This window comes from Paracidovorax sp. (assembly GCF_057642795.1).
Genome location: NZ_JBXYZY010000049.1, coordinates 217,530 through 236,504, shown reverse-complemented (window position 1 = coordinate 236,504; position 18,975 = coordinate 217,530). Strand labels below are relative to the sequence as shown.

Below are 18,975 nucleotides of genomic sequence, written 5' to 3'. Positions count from 1 at the left end.
GCCCACCACTTTAGTAACTCATTGATTTGTATATAAAAATTAAAATACAAAACTGGACTAGTTGTATTGTCTCACAACTCGAAGTGAAGTTGCAGGCGAAGCCGACGTCAATAGCGATGTCCAGGTCGTGCGACGTCGATACAGCGTCTCGGCGTGGCCGCCGGGCTCGCGGGCTACGCCCCGGGCTTCGTGTAGCATCCCGGCCATCCGGCTTTGATTCCTGACGCCTCCGCAGCATCACGGCTGCGCGAAGCGCCTGACGGGGCTGTCGTGACGTGCGAATAGAGTTGCTAGGTTGCAAGGCAGACTCAGCCGTTCGATGCAACACACTGATCACCGCAACCGCGGCCGATCTGGCGCTACTCGATGACGACGACGACTTGCCGCCCCCTCGCCAGCTAGACCCGGCCCTGCAGCGCACGGCCCGGCTGTCGTCCCTCGACCCCAATGACGGCATCGACCTCAGAGCGAATCCAACTGGCGCGTCAGGTCGCCGACCGGACTATGACCACCACTCAGCCGACCCTCCTTATGCGAGCCGTACGCGAGCACCAGAACGCACTGATCGCCGACCCTCCCCAGCAGCGGCAAGACGACCTTGGCCAACGCGCTGCTGGCCGAGATCGCGACCATAAACGCCCGCGAACCGGCACTCGAAGACACGATGGAACTGCAATGCGCGGCCGACACCACGTACCGCTGCATACGCGGGCAGGCGTGGTATCCATGACCGAGCTGGTACGCTCGCTCGTCCATACGTCTGGTCAAACAAGCGTGACCGCTGCGCCACCAGATGTGTAGGAAGCTCAATGCAAATAACTCACGGCACAGGAAACAGAGCCCCGCTTTTGGCTCGTGTCCGGTATGAGACGGCTTACGACTGGTCCCAGACTTCAATCACAAAAGGATCAGTCGGCGTGCAAGCAGCGATGCGCTCGACGTAAACCTTGAAGTCGCCAATCCAACCGGAAGGCATGAATAGTCATCACCGTGGACAAGGAAGTCACCGTGCGCTGGGGGCTTGCCATTGACTATGAGTAGGAGCGCCGTTGCTGCGGCCGTCCTGAATCGGGTCGGATAACCATTGCCCGACTCGAGCTTCGCCAGTCCGCGGTCAACCAGACCCTGGATCCAATCCAGACCACCCATGCTGCAGCGCCAGGTCGCAAGCGTTCGCACGTCGCCAACCGTCACTGGCTCGTCACCGCCAGCGATAGAAACGACACAATGAACCAGCCGAGCATTGCCGCAACACTCCTCTCCATCGGGACTGCGACTACGATGGTCAATCACCACCCGCACGCCAGGACGGCAGACGTGCTATTTTCTGCCCATGAAGCCAGACGATAAATGTCCAGGCCGAGCGACCCAGCCTGAGCCATCAGGTGGCTACAGGCAGGAGCCCCAGCTCAATACCAAGCTGCACATGCGTTTGATGCTTGAAGGTGGCGCAAGACCGTCAACATTTGCATCGGCGATGGAGGCACTGGCTCGCCTCCGTCAAAAGCGAGATGCGGAGGCCCGGTGCAGCGGGCAGTGAAATCAACAACTTACCGCAACCGCAATTGCGGGACCTCGCCGCAATTCACCGCAAAGCGCGGTGCTCTGTGAGAGGTTGAGGTTTTTGAAGCCATGTTTTCGCCCCGCGATCTCGACCTGAAGAGTTTGGCGCTACACAAACTGGTCGCGCAAAAGATGCGGTCGGACCCCTCATTGTTCTTGAAGGCGCGGAACAACCTTGAGCGCCTGGCAGATCGGGGCGGCGGCGGTCCTGACTTGTACGCAACAGCGTGGCTCGCTGCATCCGATCAAGGCCTGGACGAGGCTCTCGCTGTCGCGACGTCAGACACAGAGAGGGGACAGTCCATGCGGTCGAGCTCCCCATTTGCGGGCATTCTGAGTGAGAGCGAGCGTGTTGATTTTCTCAAGGCATCGGCATCTGGACAGCAGCCCTGATGGCCGTCAACTGGCGCGGGCAATCGCTCGGCACCACGCCCATCTGGGTTGCATCTCTGCCCCCAACCTAATGGCGCGGCATAAGCAGCGGCTATCGGACAAGCCGGACATAGAAAGCCGAAGAAACCCAAAGACCAGTGCCAAGGCGAGGTCTCGCAGCTGCATATCGATTCTTCTTGCGCGACTGCTACCCGGCTGCCCATCACCTTGGTCTCTCCTTCACAGCAGCAGATGCGACGAAAGTGATTTTGGGGAATTGACGAAAATGTCCACATCTACAAAAAAATAGGAAATTGCTCTAGTTCAAACCGATAAATGACCACATCAATTGTCACTTTATGAGGCTTTGACAGCGGGCCCCGCTCTCACTCCACCGTCACACTCTTCGCCAGATTCCGCGGCTTGTCCACATCCGTCCCCCGCGCACATGCCGTGTGATACGCCAGCAGCTGCAGCGGCACGACGTGCAGGAGCGGCGACAGCGCGCCGTAGTGCTCGGGCATGCGGATGACGTTCACGCCTTCGCTGCTGTCGATGCGAGTGTCGGCGTCGGCCAGCACGTAGAGCACGCCGCCGCGGGCGCGCACTTCCTGCATGTTGCTCTTGAGCTTTTCCAGCAGGGTGTCGTTGGGCGCAACGGTGACGACCGGCATGGCCGCGGTGACGAGTGCGAGCGGGCCGTGCTTGAGTTCGCCGGCGGCGTAGGCCTCGGCGTGGATGTAGCTGATCTCCTTGAGCTTGAGCGCGCCTTCCAGCGCGATGGGGTAGTGCAGGCCCCGGCCCAGGAAGAGCGCGTTCTCCTTGCGGGCGAAGTCTTCGGCCCAGTTGATGACTTGCGGTTCCAGCGCGAGCACGGCCTGCAGGGCGACAGGCAGGTGGCGCATGGCCTTGAGGTGCGCGGCTTCCTGCTCTTCGCTCAGGCGGCCGCGCGACTGGGCCAGAGCCAGCGTGAGCAGGAAGAGGCCCGCCAGCTGCGTGGTGAAGGCCTTGGTGGAGGCGACGCCGATCTCCACGCCCGCGCGGGTGATGTAGGCCAGCTTGCACTCGCGCACCATGGCGCTGGTCGCCACGTTGCAGATGGTCAGCGTGTGGTGCATGCCCAGGCTTTGCGCATGGCGCAGCGCGGCAAGTGTGTCGGCGGTTTCGCCGGACTGGCTGATGGTGACGACCAGGGTGCGCGGATTGGGCACGCTGGTGCGGTAGCGGTATTCGCTGGCCACTTCGACCTGGGTGGAGATGCCGGCAATGGATTCGAGCCAGTACTTGGCCGCGCAGCCGCTGTAGTAGCTGGTGCCGCAGGCCAGGATGAGGACGGAGTCGATTTCCTTGAACACGCGCCAGGCGGCGGTGCCGGGCTCGCCGTGCTGGCCCTGGCCGTCGAACAGCTCGGGCGTGATGCCCTGCACGCCTTCGAGCGTGTCGGCGATCGCGCGCGGCTGCTCGAAGATTTCCTTTTGCATGTAGTGGCGGTAGGGGCCCAGCTCGGCCGCGCCGCTGTGGGCGAGCACGGTGCGCACGGGGCGCTGGGTGACGTCCAGCGGCTGGCCCTGCTTGTTGGCGATCCAGTAACGGCCCAGCTGCAGGTCCACCAGATCGCCCTCTTCCAGATAGACGATCTGGTCGGTCACGCCGGCCAGCGCCATGGCGTCGCTCGCCAGGAAGTGCTCGTTCTGGCCCACGCCCAGGATCAGCGGCGAGCCGGCGCGCGCGCCCACCACGCGGTGGGGCTCGTCCTTGTGGATCACGGCGATGGCGTAGGCGCCGTGCAGCCGCTGCACTGCGGCCTGCACCGCCTGGAACAGGTCGCCGTTGTAGAGGCTCTCCACCAGATGGGCGATGACCTCGGTATCGGTCTGGCTGGTGAAGATGTAGCCGCGGGCCAGCAGTTCGGCGCGCAGCTCTTCGTGGTTTTCGATGATGCCGTTGTGAACCAGGGCCACGCGGCCCAGGCGCAGGGGCTCGCCGGCGCTCGGGTCCGCGCCCACGCCTGGGCCATGGCTGAAGTGCGGGTGCGCGTTGTGGACGGCCGGCGCGCCGTGCGTGGCCCAGCGGGTGTGGGCGATGCCGGTGGCGCCTTCGACGCGGTCCTCCACCACCTGCTCCAGCAGCTCGGCCACGCGCGAGGTACTGCGGGCGCGGCGCAGGCCGCCGGTGGGCTGATTGCCCATGCTGGCCTCATGCACGGCCACGCCGCAGGAGTCGTAGCCCCGGTATTCGAGGCGCTGCAGGCCTTGCACGAGGATGGGAACGATGTTGCGCGTGGAAACCGCGCCGACGATGCCGCACATGGATGAAGCTCCTGCGATGAACGAGTGAGGAAACTGTGCACGCAAGCCTGGCGATGAATGGAACCGTGTGCCAGGCCGCTGTGCTCTCTGTAGGCTGAACCCTACAAGCTGAGCGCATGGTAGGCATGACGCCATGAAATTTCCAATTGAATTTCAGCCAGATATGACCGTTTATTTCCAATGATGTCATCATTGAAATAAACCACCATAAACTGCGAAAAAATGGAATCTTTCACGCTGGATGCCATCGACTTGCGCCTGCTGGACTGGCTGCAGACCGATGCCCGCCTGAGCAATCAGGCGCTGGCCGAGCGCGCCCACATCTCGCCGCCCACGTGCCTCAGGCGCATCAAGCGGCTGCACGAGCTGGGACTGATCGAGCGGCAGGTCGCCATCCTGCAGCCCGACCGGCTGGCGGCCTGGCAGGGCCATGGCCTCACAGCCCTGGCCGAGGTGACGCTGGACCGCCAGGGCGCCGAGCTGCAGGACGCCTTCGAGGCCCGCGCCGTGGCCGAATCAGCAGTACAACAGTGCTGGCGCGTGGCGCCGGGGCCGGACTTCGTGCTGGTGGTGCATGTGCCCGACATGCCGGGCTATCTGGCGCTGGCGCAGCGGCTGTTCACGGCCGATGCCAACGTGCGCAACGTGAAGGCCTTCTTCGCCGTCAAACGCGCCAAGTTCGATACCAAAGTGCCGCTGGCGCCCAACAATACTGCGCCTTGAGCTACTGAATTAATAGCAAAGGAATGCGCGGCCGGGGGCTCAGTCGCCGGCGCCGGCCACGGCCTCGGCCGGCCAGTCGATGGTGACGGTGCAGCCCGCACCGGGCTGCGCGGCAATGGCGATGCGCCCGCCGTGGCGCTGCACGATGGTGCGGGCCGTGGCCAGGCCCGTGCCCACGCCGGCCTGGTCGGCATCGCGGTGCAGGCGCTGGAAGATGCCGAACAGCACGCCGGCCCGGGCCGGGTCGAAACCGCTGCCGTTGTCGCGCACCTGCAGGCGCGCCCCGCCGCCGGGCAGGTGCTCGGCCACCACGGCGATACAGGCCGGGGCGGCGCCGGCCGTGAACTGCAGCGCGTTGCGCAGCAGCTCGGCCAGCAGTTGGCGCAGCAGGGCCGCATCGCCCCGCAGCGCGACGCCGCGCACATCGACCGACCACTGCACCGCACGGCCTTCGGCAGCGCCCGCCAGCGCGGTGCGGGCCTCTGCCACCAGCGCCTGCACATCGAGCGTGGTCGGCTGCAGCGGCGCACGCGCCGCACGGGAGAGCGTGAGCAGCCCGTCGAGCATGCGGCCCATGCGGCGGGCGGACTGGTCCATGGTGGCAAGGAAGGCCAGCGCTTCTTCGCTGGCCTCGGCCGTCAGGCTGCCGGCTGCCGTGGCTTCGTCGATCAGCTCGCGCACCAGCGGGCCGTAGGAGGTGATGTGGCGCAGCGGCGCGCGCAGGTCGTGCGAAACGGCGCGCAGCAGCTCGTCCTGCGTGGCGGCCAGATCGGCCAGCGCCTGGTCGCGCCGGGCCAGCAGGGCGCGCAGCGCCGGCACGTCCAGGCCGTCGTACTCTGGAGTGGATTCTGCCGTCATGCCTTGGCCGGCCGCTGCCAGTTGTCCTTCACGATCTGCTTTCCGCGCGCCACGCTCAAGGCGCCCGGCGGCGTGCTCTTGGTGATGGTGGAGCCGCCGCCCACGGTGCCGCCCGCGCCGATGGTGACGGGCGCCACCAGCACGCAGTTGCTGCCCACGTGCACGTCGGCTTCGATCACGGTGCGGTGCTTGTTGGCGCCGTCGTAGTTGGCGGTGATGCTGCCTGCGCCGTAGTTCACGCGCTCGCCGACCGTGGCATCGCCCAGGTAGGCCAGGTGGTTGGCCTTGGCGCCGTCGGCCAGGGTGGAGTTCTTCACTTCGACGAAGTTGCCGATGTGGACCTCGCGGCCCAGTTCGGCACCGGGCCGCAGCCGCGCGAAGGGGCCGATCAGCGCGCCCTCGCCCACCTGCACGCCGGCCCGCTCGCCGTCGATGTGGGTATAGGGATGGATCACCGCGCCCGCGGCGATGGTGGCGTTGGCGATGCAGCAGTTCGCGCCGATGCGCACGCCCTCGCCCAGCTCCACGCGGCCGGTGAATACGGCATTCACGTCGATCTCAACGTCCTGCCCGCACACGAGCTGGCCGCGCGCGCCGGTGCGCGGGTCGTCGCGCAGGTCGAAGCGGGCCGGGTCCGCCAGGCGCACGCCCTGCTCCATCAGCGCGCGGGCCTGGGCCAGCTGGTGGGCGCGCTCCAGCTCGGCCTGCTGCAGCGGGCTGTTCACGCCGGCCACCTGCAGCGCATCGCGGATGCGGTGGCCCACCACCGGCACGCCGTCGGCCACGGCCATGGCGACGATGTCGGTGAGGTAGTACTCACCCTGGGCGTTGTCGTTCGAGAGGCGCGCCAGCCAGCCGGCCAGCAGCGGCGCGGGCACGGCCATGATGCCGCTGTACACCTCGTCGATGGCGCGCTGGGCCTCGCTCGCGTCCTTGTGCTCGACGATGCCCTGCACCGCGCCGTCCGCACCGCGCACGATGCGGCCGTAGCCGGTGGGGTCGGCCAGCGTCACCGTGAGCAGCGCCAGCCGCGCAGGCTGGGCGGCGTCGGGCCGCGATGCGGCGACCAGCGCGGCCAGCGTGTCGGCCCGGGTCAGCGGCACGTCGCCCGAAAGCACCACCACCGTGCCGTCGCCGGCCAGCGCCGGCACGGCCTGCTGCACGGCGTGGCCGGTGCCCAGCTGCGGCTCCTGCCGCACGAACTTGAGGTCGAAATCGCCACCAGCCCCCGCTGCACCTGCGGTGGATGCTTCCACTTCCGTAGCGCCATGGCCGGTCACCACCACCACGCGGCGCGCCTGCAGGCTGGCAGCCTGATCGAGCACATGCCACAGCAGCGGCCGGCCGGCCAGGCGCTGCAGCACCTTGGGCGTGCGGCTTTTCATGCGCGTGCCCTTGCCGGCCGCCATGATGATGATGTCCAGCGCGGACGGCGAAGAGGAGGAGGCGGCGGCGGAGAGCGTGGCCTGGGCGGTTGCAGCGTTCATGGGCATGAGGGCGAAAGCATCGGGACGCCGTAGCGCACCCGCAGGTGCAGGGGCGCAGGCGGCGGACGGACAAAGAGAGCCCTGATTATGTGCGGCGCTGCGGCAGCGCCCCCTGCCGTGCGGCCAGCCGGCGGCAGGCGCTACAGCAGAGGCGCGAGCCGCGGAATGCTGTCGTAGAACTCGGCGATGCGCGCCAGCACGCGCGCGTTCAGGATGCGCAGGCGCCCGCCAGAGAGCTCGTGCAGCCCCATCTGCGCCAGCCGGCGCAGCGTCTTGTTGGTGTGGACCAGCGACAGGCCCAGCGCGTCGGCGATGTGCTGCTGGTTGATGGGGAAGGGCGCCGATCCGTCGGCCGCCGTCAGCCCCAGCCGCTCGAGCCGCCGGTGCAGCTGCATCAGCAACATGGCCACGCGCTCGGGCGCGCTGCGGCGGCCGGCGGTGAGCAGGTTCTCGTCCACGAGGCTTTCCTCGCGGGCCGCCAGCCAGGTCACGTCATAGCCCAGGCGGGCATGTTCGCGGTAGAGGCTCCAGAGCGCGTCGTCTTCAAACAGGCAGAAATGGCAGTCGGTGATGGCTTCCACGCCGTGCGAAGAGACTTCGCCGAACTGCTGCTGCAGACCGGCCAGATCGCCCGGCAACAGGAAGTTGAGAATCTGCCGGCGCCCGTCGGAGAGCGTCTTGAAGCGAATCGCCCAGCCCGAATACAGCGTGTAGAGCCGCGCATTGATCTGACGTTCGCGGATCAGCGTGCCCCCGGCGGGAACCGACAGGCTGCCGGTGCGCAAGCTCTCGATGGTTTGGATCTCCACCGGGCTGGCGGCGGTGAAGGCGGGGGAACGACGCAGACCGCAGTCCTCGCACTGACGTGGACACACGGAGGGATGGGCGACTGCGTTCATGGCGGGCGCGATTCTAGGGGCTGCCACGGGGCCAAAATGCCCCCCGCCACGTCGCTGCGCACGAAATTTCAGCGAGCCACACCACGCCATAGGCGTCGGCGCAACAGCGGGTGCTGCGCCGGAGGACATCATGTCTTTTGACATTGCGCCCAGACCCTGTGCTGGCTCACAGTGCCGGCGATGTCAAATTCCCAGCCTCTGTACGAGATCCTCTACACCAGTCTCTTTTCACACGAACAGCCTCTCAGCGCAATCGCCAGCATTGCCAGCCACGCCCGCCGCGAGAACCTCCGGCGCGGCATCACCGGGCTGCTGGTGTTCGACGGCCAGCGCTTCGGCCAGCAGCTGGAGGGGCCGGAGGACGAGGTCCGCGCGCTGCTGGAACGCATTCGCAACGACCCGCGCCATCTCTACGTCGAGGTGCTGCACAACGGCCCCATCACCCTGCGCCGCTTCCGCAACTTCAGCCTGGCTTACAGCACGCTCGAAGACGCGACCGCGCTAGAGCGACTGCAGTCCCTGCGCGGGCTGGCAGCGCTGCGGGCCTTCGCCGATCTGCCCATCGAGCTGGAATGAGCGGCCTGGACTGAACCGCTTGCAAGCGCTATCAAAAAAAGAGCTGGCAGCGCCCTTCCATCCGGCGCTGCCAGCTCTTTTTGCCTGGGGCGTGGCGCGCAAGCGGCGGTGAACCGCCCCTCAGGCGCACTGCGCTGCGGACTGCGCGACCCCGCCACGCACGGGCGCATCGCTGGCGGCATTCGCCACGCTGGCCGCACCGGCCGCGCGCCAGCAGAATTGCAGCGCCTCGCGCCCCAGCGGCTCCAGCACCACGCGCTGGCCCGCCACCACCCACAGGACCTGCCCGGCATGCAGGAAGATGTCGCCCGCCGCCTGGTCGCAGGCTCCGTTCGGGCCGTCATCCAGCGTCACCCAGGCATGACCGCGCATCACGCGCAGCGACATGGCCGCGGGCGACAGCAGGCTTTTCGCCTGGCCCGTGGGCAGGGTGTGGATGTCGGCGTCCTGCACGGCCACGTCGCCGGACAGGGAGGACGTTTTCTGGGTCAGGACATGGATCGGGTTCATTGCTGCGGCTCCGGAAGCGGGGTCCACCATGGACCCCAACGGCCTTGATGGTGCTCGGCGGGCAAGCCCGCGTCCAATGAAAAGCAGCGAGCGAAACCATTCATGATTCGCATCAATGGCAGAATTCCTCTGGCATGCAGGGCCCGTTCCCCTGCGGGAATTCGGGGCACATCGGCATTGATGAGACAAAGCCAACCGATTAATTCCAAAATCACATCAAATACGCCACCTCCATGCATTCCCCCACGTCGCACCCCACCGCCCATCTGCGCACCCGGCCCGTGGCCGCCGGCCACTGGCGCGCCTTCCTCGCGGTGGCGCGGCACCTGAACTTCCGCGCGGCGGCGGAAGAGCTGGCGCTCACGCAGTCGGCGGTCAGCCGGCAGATCCAGGCGCTTGAAGACGAGGTGGGCGTGATGCTCTTCCTGCGCCATACGCGCGCGGTGGAACTGACCAGCGCGGGGGCGCAGCTGCAGCGCGCCGTGGCCCCGGCGCTGGAACGCATCGACGCCACCGTGCGGCTGGTGCGCCAGACCTCCGGGCGGCGCAGCGTGGCCATCACCACCTGGGCCAGCTTCGCGTCGGTCTGGCTCATTCCGCGCATGGAAGGCTTCCAGCACGACAACCCCGACATCGACATCCGCATCGACGCGACCGACACCATCGTGGATCTGGACACCTCTGATGTGGATCTGGCGCTGCGCTACTGCCTGCCAGGCACCATCGAGCCGGGGGCCCAGCGGCTCTTCGGCGAACAGCTGGCCGTGGTGGCCAGCCCCTGGCTGCTCAACAGCGCGCCCCCCCTGCGCCGGCCGGAAGACATCGCCCAGTTCACGCTGATAGAGGCCGGCGACGCCCATCGCACGCAGAACCTGGAATGGCTGAGCTGGCGCCGCTGGTTCGAGCTCAACGGCCACGACAAGCTGCAGCCCAAGCGCTGGCTGTACTTCAACTACGCCCAGCAGATCGTGCAGGCAGCGCTGGCCGGCCAGGGCCTGGCGCTGGCGCGCATGCCGCTGGTCGCCGATGCCCTGGCCGCAGGCGACCTGGTGGAGGTACTGCCTGGCCTGCGGCTGGATTCGCCGCTGGCCTACTGGCTGGTGGTGGGCCCGCGCAGCGCACAGCGGCCCGAGATCAAGGCCTTCTGCGACTGGCTGCTGCTGCAGGCCGAGGCCACGCGCAAGGCCATCGGCGAAGTGCCCGACCCGGACCTCAACGACGACCTGGCCTGATGAGCGCACGGCCACGTCCGGCAGGGGGAGATCGAGAAACCGGGCGCTACGCCACGCCCCCCAACACGAACGCGCAGACCTCGCGCACCGCCTCCGCGAAGGACGCAGGATCGTCGAGGGCGCGGCCCGCCGCAGCGCCCTCGGTCTGACCGTCAGGCGCCCAGCGTCACGCGGGCGAACTTGCGCTTGCCCACCTGCACGACGAAAGTGCCCGCCGAAAGCTTCAGGCCCTTGTCGCTCACGACGGCGCCGTCCACGCGCACGCCGCCGCCGTCGATCAGGCGGTTGGCCTCGCTGGTCGACGGGGCCAGGTTGGCCTGCTTGAGCAGCGCGCCGATGCCCAGCGGCGCGCCGGCGAGCGACACCTCGGGGATCTCATCAGGCACGCCGCCCTTGCTGCGGTTGATGAAGTCCTGCTCGGCCGCATCGGCCGCCGCAGCGCTGTGAAAGCGCGCGGTGATCTCCTTGGCCAGCGCCACTTTGGCGTCCTTGGGGTTGCGGCCGCCCGCCACCTCGGCCTTGAGCGCCTCGATCTCGGCCAGGCTCCTGAACGACAGCAGGGTGTACCAATCCCACATCAGCGTGTCGGAGATGGACAGCACCTTGGCGAACATGGTGTTGGCCTCTTCGGTGATACCGATGTAGTTGTTCTTGGACTTGGACATCTTGTCCACACCGTCCAGGCCCACCAGCAGCGGCATCGTCAGGATGCACTGCGGCTCCTGGCCGTATTCCTGTTGCAGGTGGCGACCCATTAGCAGGTTGAACTTCTGGTCGGTTCCGCCGAGCTCCAGGTCGCTCTTGAGCGCGACCGAGTCGTAGCCCTGCAGCAGCGGGTAGAGGAATTCGTGCAGGCTGATCGAGCTGCCGTCGGTAAAGCGCTGGTGGAAGTCGTTGCGCTCCATCATGCGCGCCACGGTGTACTTGGCGGCGAGCTGGATCATGCCGACGGAGCCCAGAGGCTCGCACCATTCGCTGTTGTAGCGGATCTCGGTGCGCTCCGGGTCCAGCACCTTGGCGGCCTGGGTGTAGTAGGTTTCGGCGTTGACCTTGATCTGCTCGGGCGTGAGCGGCGGACGGGTGGTGTTGCGGCCCGAGGGGTCGCCGATCAACGTGGTGAAGTCGCCGATCAGAAAGATCACCTGGTGGCCCAGGTTCTGCAGCTGCCGCATCTTGTTGAGCACCACCGTGTGGCCGATGTGGATGTCCGGCGCCGTCGGGTCCAGCCCCAGCTTGATGCGCAACGGCTGGCCGGTGGCTTCCGAGCGCGCGAGCTTGCGCGCCCATTCGTCGCGCGGCAGCAGTTCCTCAACGCCCCGCAACGTGACTTCCAGGGCTTGTCCTACACCATCGGTGATCGGGTAGGTTGTAACAGCAGATTGATTCATAAGGGTTTTTTTCGGGTCCGGCCGTAGGTGAATGGCTATACTTCGACCCACATCGCAATGGCGGATTCTAGTGGCCCGCCCGTCACGGCCCGGCCCAGCCACTGCGCACGACGACATTCCTGCACCCCGCCTCCACCCTCTGCTGCACGCTGGGCCGCAGGGTATGGCCCGGGTGCATCCATTTGGGGTACAACTTTTGACCAATGGCTTGACTTCCGCCTGCCTGGACCTGCTTGAGCGGGTTCGACAGCGCCTGGCAGATACCGCCCGCAAGCATCCGAAACGCATCACCGCCGCCGTGGCGACCCTGCTGCTCACCGGCGGCGGCGGGGCATTCGCGGTCGCTTCCCTCGCGCCCGATGCATCCGAGCTGCCCGTGAGCACCGTGTCGTACGCGGTCGACTCGCTGGCCGGCGACACGCCCCTGACCCAGCTGGTGGACATTCCCAGCTACACGCTCTATCGCTCCGACCAGACGCGCACCAACGACACCGCTGAGAGCATCCTTCAGCGCATGGGCGTGGCAGATCCTGCTGCAGCAGGCTTCCTGCGTGGCGACAGCCAGGTCCGCCAGAACCTGCTGGGCCGCGGCGGCCGCTCGCTCACCGTCGAGGCCACCGAAGACCACCGCCTCGTGCGTATGGTGGCGCGATGGGCACCCGACGACAGCGGCACGTTCAAGCGCCTGGTGGTCGAACGCCAGGACGGCGGCGGCTTTGCCTCGCGCATCGAGACCGCACCACTCACGGTGGGCTCGCGGCTGGCGGGCGGCATCATCCGCAGCTCGCTCTTCGCCGCCACCGACGCGGCCAACATCCCCGACGCCATCGCGATCCAGCTGGCCGAGGTGTTCTCCAGCAACATCGACTTCCACCGCGCGCTGCGCAAGGAAGACCGCTTCTCCGTGGTCTATGAAACGCTGGAAGCCGATGGCGAGCCGCTACGCAGCGGCCGCGTGCTGAGCGCCGAGTTCCACAACAACGGCAAAACGCACGACGCCATCTGGTTCCAGGAACCCGGCGCCACCAAGGGCTCCTACTACACGCTGGAAGGCGAGAGCATGCGCCGAGCCTACCTGGCCTCCCCGGTCGAGTTCTCGCGCATCTCCAGCGGCTTCCAGATGCGCTTCCACCCCATCCTGCAGAAGTGGCGCGCGCACCTGGGAACCGACTTCGCAGCGCCCACGGGCACCTCCGTGCGCACGGTGGGCGATGGCGTGGTGGAATTCGCCGGCGTGCAGAACGGCTACGGCAACGTGATCTACGTGAAGCACCGTAACCAGCACGTGACGGTGTATGCCCACCTGAGCCGCATCGACGTGCGCAACGGCCAGGCCGTGGAACAGGGCCAGAAGATCGGCGCCGTGGGCGCCACCGGCTGGGCCACCGGCCCGCATCTGCACTTCGAATTCCGCGTGAACGGCCAGCACCAGGATCCGATGACCATCGCGCAGCAGAGCGAGGCCGCCCAGCCCGTGTCGGCCGCTTCGCGGGCCGCGTTCAAGCAACTGGCGTCGAACATGCGTATCCAGCTGACCTCGGCGGGGCAGTTCGAGCAGGCCAGCGCGCAGTAGGGGTGCCCCCCCCGGAGGCGCTGCGCGCCTTCCCCCTTCTCTCGCGCTGCGCGCGGGAAGGGGGACGACGCCAGTGGACCGGCGGAGCCGGATCCACGGCGTCTTTGGCCTTTGGCCGCGCCGGCCTCCACGCTGCGAACTGATTCAACCAGCAAGGCGCTTCGCCCTATTCACTGCTTTCCCTGTGAACTCCTCCGCTTCCGTCGATCGCTATATCGGGCTCATGTCGGGCACCTCGCTCGATGGCGTGGATGGGGCGCTGGTCGAATTCGATGGTGATCGGCTGCGCGTGGCGGGCTTCGCATCGCTGCCGTTTCCCGCCGCGCTCAAGGCCGAGCTGCTGGCGCTCAACACCAGCGGGGCGGACGAGTTGCACCGCGCAGCGCTGGCGGCCAACGCGCTCGTGGGGATCTATGCCGATGTGGTCCACCAGTTGCTTCAGACGGCGCAACTCGGCGCCGCCGATGTGCGGGCCATCGGTGCGCACGGCCAGACTGTGCGGCACCGGCCGGGACTCTTCGACGGCACGGGCTACACGCTGCAGCTGAACAGCCCGGCCCTGTTGGCCGAGCGCTCCGGCATCGCCGTGGTGGCCGATTTCCGCAGCCGCGACGTGGCGGCCGGCGGCCAGGGCGCGCCGCTGGTGCCGGCCTTCCATCAGGCGGTTTTCGGGCAGGCAGGTTCGGACGTCTGCGTGCTGAACATCGGCGGCATCGCCAACCTCAGCGTGCTGGGCGCGCAGGGCGAGGTGCTGGGCTTCGACTGCGGCCCCGGCAATGCGCTGATGGACCACTGGTGCGAACGCCACACCGGCCAGCCCTACGACGCAGGCGGTGCCTGGGCCGCTCAGGGCCGCGTGTTGCCCAATCTGCTGCAGAGCCTGCTGGCCGAGCCCTATCTGCACCAGCCGCCGCCCAAGAGTACCGGGCGCGACCTGTTCCACCCGGCCTGGCTGCAGGCCCACCTGCAGGCCCATGGCGACGCGGCCCCGGCCGACGTGCAGGCAACCCTGGCCGAATTGACCGCCCGCGCTGGTGCAACCAGCGTCATCAGCTATGGAAAAAATAGCAAACGGCTTGCCGTCTGCGGCGGGGGCGCACGCAATGGCTACCTGATGGAGCGCATCGCCGCAGCGCTGCCAGGCGTGGCGGTGCAGGCCACCGATGCGCTGGGGCTGCCCTCGCAGCAGGTCGAAGCCGCCGCCTTTGCCTGGCTGGCGCGCCAGACAGTGCACCAACTTCCCGGCAACCTGCCCCAGGTCACGGGCGCCGCCGGCCCCCGCATCCTGGGCGCGATCTACCCAGCCTGACGCCCTTCATCAGCCCTGGCCTGACACTTCGGGCCCGTCGCGGGGCGGCGTGCGCGCCTCGCGCGGCAGCTGCCAGAAGACCGCCGCCGACACCACCGTGATGAAGCCCACCGTCAGAAAGGTGGACTGGAAGGCGTGCAGCACCGCGCCGGGCACTTCCGTGCCGCCGTAGGCCTGGCTCCATTCGGACAGTACCGCCCCCGCCACCGCGACGCCCAGACTCATCGCCAGCATCTGCACCATGGAGAGCAGGCCGTTGCCGCTGCTGGCACTCGCACCATCCAGGTCCTTGAGCGTGATGGTGTTCATCGCGGTGAACTGCAGCGAATTCACGGCGCCAAAGGCCGCCAGCTGCAGCACCTGCCAGGCCAGCGGCCAGCCGGGCTGGCGCAGCGCGAAGCTCGCCATCAGCAAACCCAGCAGCAGGGTGTTCACAACCAGCACGTTGCGATAGCTGAAGCGGCGGATCAGCGGCGTCGCAGCGCGCTTGATGCCCATGCCCGCGAGGGCGGTGGGCAGCATCATCAGCCCGGCCTGCATCGGCGAAAATTCCAGGAGAAGCTGCAACGACACCGGAATCAGGAACGGCATGGCACCGCTGCCCAGCCGGCAAAAAAGGTTGCCCAGCAGCCCGACCGACAACGTGCGCACGCGAAAGAGCTGCGTCGAATAGAGCGGGCGCTCGTGGCGCACCGCATGCAGCCAATAGACGACCAGCGCCACCAGGCCACCTACCCCTAGCGCCGCCGCACCGCCCCGCCCCACCAGGCTCGCCGCCTCGATCGCCAGCGAGATGGCCACCATGCCAAAGGCCAGCAGCACGTATCCGGCGGTGTCAAACCGGTCGGGTTTGGGCACCCGCAGGTCGGGCATGAAACGCGTCGTCGCCACCAGGCCGATCAGGCCCACCGGCAAGTTGATGAGGAACACCCAGTGCCACGATGCGCTCTGCACCAGCCAGCCGCCCAGCGTCGGGCCCAGCAGCGGCCCGATGAGCCCGGGGATGGCCACGAAGCTCATCGCCTCGAGGAACTCACCGCGCGGAAAGGTGCGCAGCACCGCAAGGCGCCCCACGGGCAGCAGTAGCGCGCCGCCCAGGCCCTGCAGCACGCGCGCGGCCAGCAGCTCGTCCAGATGGCGCGAACTCGCGCATGCCAGGGAGCCCAGCGAGAACACGGCGATGGCGAAAAGGAACACCTTGCGCGTGCCAAAGCGGTCCGCCAGCCAGCCCGAGGCGGGGATCAACATGGCCATGGTCAACGAATACGCCACGATCACCGACTGCATATGCAGCGGGCTCTCACCCAGACTGGCGGCCATCGCGGGCAGGGCCGTGTTGACGATGGTCGCATCCAGCGTCTGCATGAAGAACCCCACCGCCACGATCCACAGCAGGATGCGTCGATGGTCCGGGCCAGGGGCAGAGGCAGGAACGATGGGCGTGGCTTCAGGACTGGGAGATGCCATGGCTTCTGGGTCTTGCGGGAACGAAAAAGCCGCCCTGGGGGGCGGCTGGACGGGTGGCACGGGCGGGAATCAGGTCGAGAAGCTCGAACCGCATCCGCAGGTCGTGGTGGCGTTGGGGTTCTTGATGACGAACTGCGCGCCTTGCAGGTCTTCCTTGTAGTCGATCTCGGCGCCCACCAGGTACTGGTAGCTCATCGCGTCGATCAGCAGGGAGACCCCGTTCTTGGTCATGGTGGTGTCGTCGTCGTTCGTGATCTCGTCGAACGTGAAGCCGTACTGGAAGCCCGAGCAGCCGCCACCCTGCACGAACACGCGCAGCTTGAGGTCGGGGTTGCCTTCTTCGGCGATCAGATCCGCCACCTTGGCAGCGGCGCTGTCGGTGAAGAGGATCGGGGCGGGCATATCGGTCTGTACGTTTTCTGCTACTGCGCTCATCGGGTGCTCCTTCGGGAGGGTTTGCGGTCAATGCTACTGCAATACCCCCATCGAGTCAGATCAAGAGGCGTTTGACGCCAGTTTCAGTGTGGGCTTTGCCTCCAGCAGTGCTTCGGCCGCGGGCGACATCTGGCCGGCGATCGTCGCGCCCTGATGCATCTCGAGCGCCTTGTAGTGCACGTCGCCCGTGATGCGTGCCTTGGGCTGCAGCTCCAGCAGCTCACCCGCATGCACCGGGCCGACTACGGTGCCGTTCACGATCACATGCATGGCATGCAGGGCGCCTTCCACTCTGCCCGATTCCGACACCACCAGGATACTCGGCTGCCCCGGCTCGGCACGAACCTCGCCCACCACCTCACCGTCGATGCGCAGGCCTTCGGAGAACAGCACGTCGCCCTGGATGCGCGTGCCCTGGGCGATCAAGCTCTTGATGGGCGGTTGTTTCTTGCGGGAGAACATGGCGGCAGGCTCCTGGGCGGCAGCGCGCGCGATGCGCGCAGGGTTAATCGACGTCCACGCTATGAACGGTTCGCACCGTATTGCCTTCCAGCACCCGGGCGGTAACCGTTTGTACCATGGCCCCTTCGGGCAGATCGATCATCCCTTCGGCACGCCGGTATTGCTGGAACAGCAGGGGCTGCGCCACGGCGGGCGGCGCACTGCTCCACGGCTGGCCGTTCTGCGTGCCCGACAGCACCAGCTCTAGCCGCCCCTTGAATTCGGGTGCATTGCGCACCGGCTGGATCACCAGCACCTGCCAGCGCATCTGCCTGCCCCCCTGCCGCTCGGCCTGCAGCCCGCGAATGGAAATGCCGTCGGACTTGCCTGCAGGAATGAGTTTCTCGAAAAAGCCGAGGTCGTCGCGCAGAGCGCGGTTGTCGGCTTCGAGCTGGCGCATCTGCGTCTGCACGCGCTCCAGCGCGGAGCGCTCGGCGATCAGCATGCTGCCTGCGGTGGCGGCCACCTCCTGCTGCTGGCGGCTTTCGGCATGCAGCCGGCCCACCTCTTCGCGCAGCCGCATCAATTCCTCGCGCGAGCCGGAATCCAGCCCGGCGATGCTCTTGCCGAATTCAAAGGCCCACAGCGCGACCGCAGCAGAGAACCCCAGCAACAGGGCGGCCAGCAGCCAGCGCAGCGGCCACGGAAGCGCATTGCGCACCGCGACGCGGGGCGCGGAGATGGTCAGGCGGCGGCGCAGCAGGCGAAATCGCATGGGCTCTTTTCTCGCTCCGGAAAAAGGGCGGATTCTCGCCGATGTCCATGAAACGCAAAAACCGCCACGAGGGCGGTTTTTGCAAAGGGCAGATCCTTCTCTTGCGAAAGAGAAGGCCTGCAGGGCGGCAAAGCCCTGCGGGCAGCGAATTAACGCTTGGAGAACTGCTTGGCGCGGCGTGCGGAGTGCAGACCGACCTTCTTACGTTCGACTTCACGGGCATCGCGAGTCACGAAGCCGGCTTGGCTCAGTGCGGACTTCAGCGTTGCGTCGTAGTCGATCAGGGCGCGGGTGATGCCGTGGCGGGTGGCACCGGCTTGGCCGGATTCACCGCCGCCGTGGACGTTGACCTGGATGTCGAAGGTTTCGACATGGTTGGTCAGCACCAGCGGCTGCTTGGCGATCATGATGGAGGTTTCGCGGCCGAAGTACTGTTGAATGTCTTTGCCATTCACAGTGATCTTGCCGGAGCCCTTCTTCAGAAACACGCGGGCGACGCTGGACTTGCGACGGCCGGTGCCATTGTTCCATTCACCAATCATTCAAGGCTCCTTAGATTTCCAGCGCTTTGGGCTGCTGAGCGGTGTGCGGATGTTCCGCGCCGCCGTAGACCTTGAGCTTCTTGATCATGGCGTAGCCGAGCGGGCCCTTGGGCAGCATGCCCTTGACGGCCTTTTCCAGCGCGCGGCCGGGGTGCTTGGCTTGCATGTCGCGGAAGTTCGTGGCCGTGATGCCGCCGGGATAGCCCGAATGGCGGTAGTACACCTTGTCGAGCGACTTGGTGCCGGTGACCTTGAGCTTGGATGCGTTGATGATGACGATGAAATCGCCGGTATCGACGTGAGGCGTGTAAATGGCCTTGTGTTTGCCGCGCAAACGGAGAGCAACTTCGCTGGCTACTCGTCCGAGGACCTTGTCGGTCGCGTCAATCACAAACCACTCATGCACGACCTCAGCGGGCTTTGCGCTGAAAGTAGTCATGTGTTTCTCTCAAGAAAAAGAGGGTTTGGTCGGTCCTTTTCCACGGTCGGTGCTTCTCTGAAGGAAGCCTCTTAGGT

At 66.7% G+C, this 18,975-nt stretch carries 17 protein-coding genes and 1 pseudogene; 6 read left to right on the top strand and 12 right to left on the bottom strand.

Annotated elements, in window-relative coordinates; genetic code table 11:
* Window positions 1-471: 471 nt before the first annotated feature.
* Window positions 472-747, top strand: a pseudogene (locus AC3A84_RS19630) (P-type conjugative transfer ATPase TrbB); the annotation flags it as partial.
* Between the two features lie 1,574 nt (window positions 748-2,321).
* Here the strand turns inward: AC3A84_RS19630 and glmS are convergent.
* Complete coding sequence (glmS, locus tag AC3A84_RS19625) at window positions 2,322-4,244, bottom strand: glutamine--fructose-6-phosphate transaminase (isomerizing) (protein ID WP_487971736.1); 1,923 nt, start codon at window positions 4,242-4,244, stop codon at window positions 2,322-2,324.
* Between the two features lie 222 nt (window positions 4,245-4,466).
* On the opposite strand from glmS, the gene AC3A84_RS19620 reads away from it, so the two are divergent.
* Window positions 4,467-4,967 (top strand): Lrp/AsnC family transcriptional regulator, encoded by a 501-nt coding sequence (locus AC3A84_RS19620; RefSeq protein ID WP_487971735.1) that lies wholly within the window; start codon window positions 4,467-4,469, stop codon window positions 4,965-4,967.
* Between the two features lie 39 nt (window positions 4,968-5,006).
* On the opposite strand, the gene AC3A84_RS19615 is transcribed toward AC3A84_RS19620, so the two are convergent.
* The 3 genes from AC3A84_RS19615 to AC3A84_RS19605 form a co-directional block, all read right to left on the bottom strand.
* A complete protein-coding gene (locus AC3A84_RS19615) occupies window positions 5,007-5,825 on the bottom strand; it encodes a sensor histidine kinase (protein ID WP_487971734.1) in 819 nt (272 codons plus the stop codon).
* Window positions 5,822-7,312 carry a bifunctional UDP-N-acetylglucosamine diphosphorylase/glucosamine-1-phosphate N-acetyltransferase GlmU gene (gene glmU, locus AC3A84_RS19610; RefSeq protein ID WP_487971733.1) on the bottom strand — a complete coding sequence of 497 codons (1,491 nt, stop codon included), beginning with the start codon at window positions 7,310-7,312 and terminating at the stop codon, window positions 5,822-5,824. Before glmU ends, AC3A84_RS19615 begins: the two co-directional genes overlap by 4 nt.
* A 140-nt stretch (window positions 7,313-7,452) precedes the next feature.
* Window positions 7,453-8,211, bottom strand: a complete 759-nt coding sequence (locus AC3A84_RS19605) for a Crp/Fnr family transcriptional regulator (protein ID WP_487971732.1) — start codon at window positions 8,209-8,211, stop codon at window positions 7,453-7,455.
* 180 nt (window positions 8,212-8,391) lie between these two features.
* Between AC3A84_RS19605 and AC3A84_RS19600 the strand changes: the two genes are divergently transcribed.
* The gene (locus AC3A84_RS19600; RefSeq protein WP_487971731.1) at window positions 8,392-8,787 is read left to right on the top strand and encodes a BLUF domain-containing protein; all 396 of its coding nucleotides are present in this window, start codon (window positions 8,392-8,394) and stop codon (window positions 8,785-8,787) included.
* Between the two features lie 120 nt (window positions 8,788-8,907).
* On the opposite strand, the gene AC3A84_RS19595 is transcribed toward AC3A84_RS19600, so the two are convergent.
* Entirely contained in the window at window positions 8,908-9,297 is a 390-nt protein-coding gene (locus AC3A84_RS19595) for a DUF2917 domain-containing protein (RefSeq protein ID WP_487971730.1), read from the bottom strand.
* 233 nt (window positions 9,298-9,530) lie between these two features.
* Between AC3A84_RS19595 and AC3A84_RS19590 the strand changes: the two genes are divergently transcribed.
* Window positions 9,531-10,529: a LysR substrate-binding domain-containing protein gene (locus AC3A84_RS19590; RefSeq protein WP_487971729.1), complete on the top strand. Its 999-nt coding sequence runs from the start codon at window positions 9,531-9,533 to the stop codon at window positions 10,527-10,529.
* 152 nt (window positions 10,530-10,681) lie between these two features.
* Here the strand turns inward: AC3A84_RS19590 and tyrS are convergent, their stop codons facing one another.
* A complete protein-coding gene (gene tyrS, locus AC3A84_RS19585) occupies window positions 10,682-11,917 on the bottom strand; it encodes a tyrosine--tRNA ligase (RefSeq protein WP_487971728.1) in 1,236 nt (411 codons plus the stop codon).
* Window positions 11,918-12,113: 196 nt separating this feature from the next.
* Between tyrS and AC3A84_RS19580 the strand changes: the two genes are divergently transcribed.
* Both AC3A84_RS19580 and AC3A84_RS19575 read left to right on the top strand, forming a co-directional pair.
* Window positions 12,114-13,490: a peptidoglycan DD-metalloendopeptidase family protein gene (locus AC3A84_RS19580; RefSeq protein ID WP_487971727.1), complete on the top strand. Its 1,377-nt coding sequence runs from the start codon at window positions 12,114-12,116 to the stop codon at window positions 13,488-13,490.
* A 184-nt stretch (window positions 13,491-13,674) separates the two neighbouring features.
* Window positions 13,675-14,799, top strand: coding sequence for an anhydro-N-acetylmuramic acid kinase (locus AC3A84_RS19575; protein WP_487971726.1), 1,125 nt, complete (start codon window positions 13,675-13,677; stop codon window positions 14,797-14,799).
* A gap of 9 nt (window positions 14,800-14,808) precedes the next feature.
* Here the strand turns inward: AC3A84_RS19575 and mdtD are convergent, their stop codons facing one another.
* From mdtD to rplM, 6 genes are all read right to left on the bottom strand, one after another.
* Window positions 14,809-16,266 (bottom strand): multidrug transporter subunit MdtD, encoded by a 1,458-nt coding sequence (gene mdtD / locus AC3A84_RS19570; protein WP_487971725.1) that lies wholly within the window; start codon window positions 16,264-16,266, stop codon window positions 14,809-14,811.
* A 69-nt stretch (window positions 16,267-16,335) separates the two neighbouring features.
* A complete protein-coding gene (gene erpA, locus AC3A84_RS19565; protein WP_487971724.1) occupies window positions 16,336-16,701 on the bottom strand; it encodes an iron-sulfur cluster insertion protein ErpA in 366 nt (121 codons plus the stop codon).
* A 60-nt stretch (window positions 16,702-16,761) separates the two neighbouring features.
* Window positions 16,762-17,163 (bottom strand): bactofilin family protein, encoded by a 402-nt coding sequence (locus AC3A84_RS19560; protein WP_487971723.1) that lies wholly within the window; start codon window positions 17,161-17,163, stop codon window positions 16,762-16,764.
* Window positions 17,164-17,206: 43 nt separating this feature from the next.
* Entirely contained in the window at window positions 17,207-17,917 is a 711-nt protein-coding gene (locus AC3A84_RS19555; protein ID WP_487971722.1) for a DUF6776 family protein, read from the bottom strand.
* A gap of 149 nt (window positions 17,918-18,066) precedes the next feature.
* Window positions 18,067-18,459 carry a 30S ribosomal protein S9 gene (gene rpsI / locus AC3A84_RS19550; protein WP_011797079.1) on the bottom strand — a complete coding sequence of 131 codons (393 nt, stop codon included), beginning with the start codon at window positions 18,457-18,459 and terminating at the stop codon, window positions 18,067-18,069.
* Between the two features lie 10 nt (window positions 18,460-18,469).
* The gene (gene rplM, locus AC3A84_RS19545) at window positions 18,470-18,898 is read right to left on the bottom strand and encodes a 50S ribosomal protein L13 (RefSeq protein WP_092938781.1); all 429 of its coding nucleotides are present in this window, start codon (window positions 18,896-18,898) and stop codon (window positions 18,470-18,472) included.
* Window positions 18,899-18,975 lie beyond the last annotated feature (77 nt).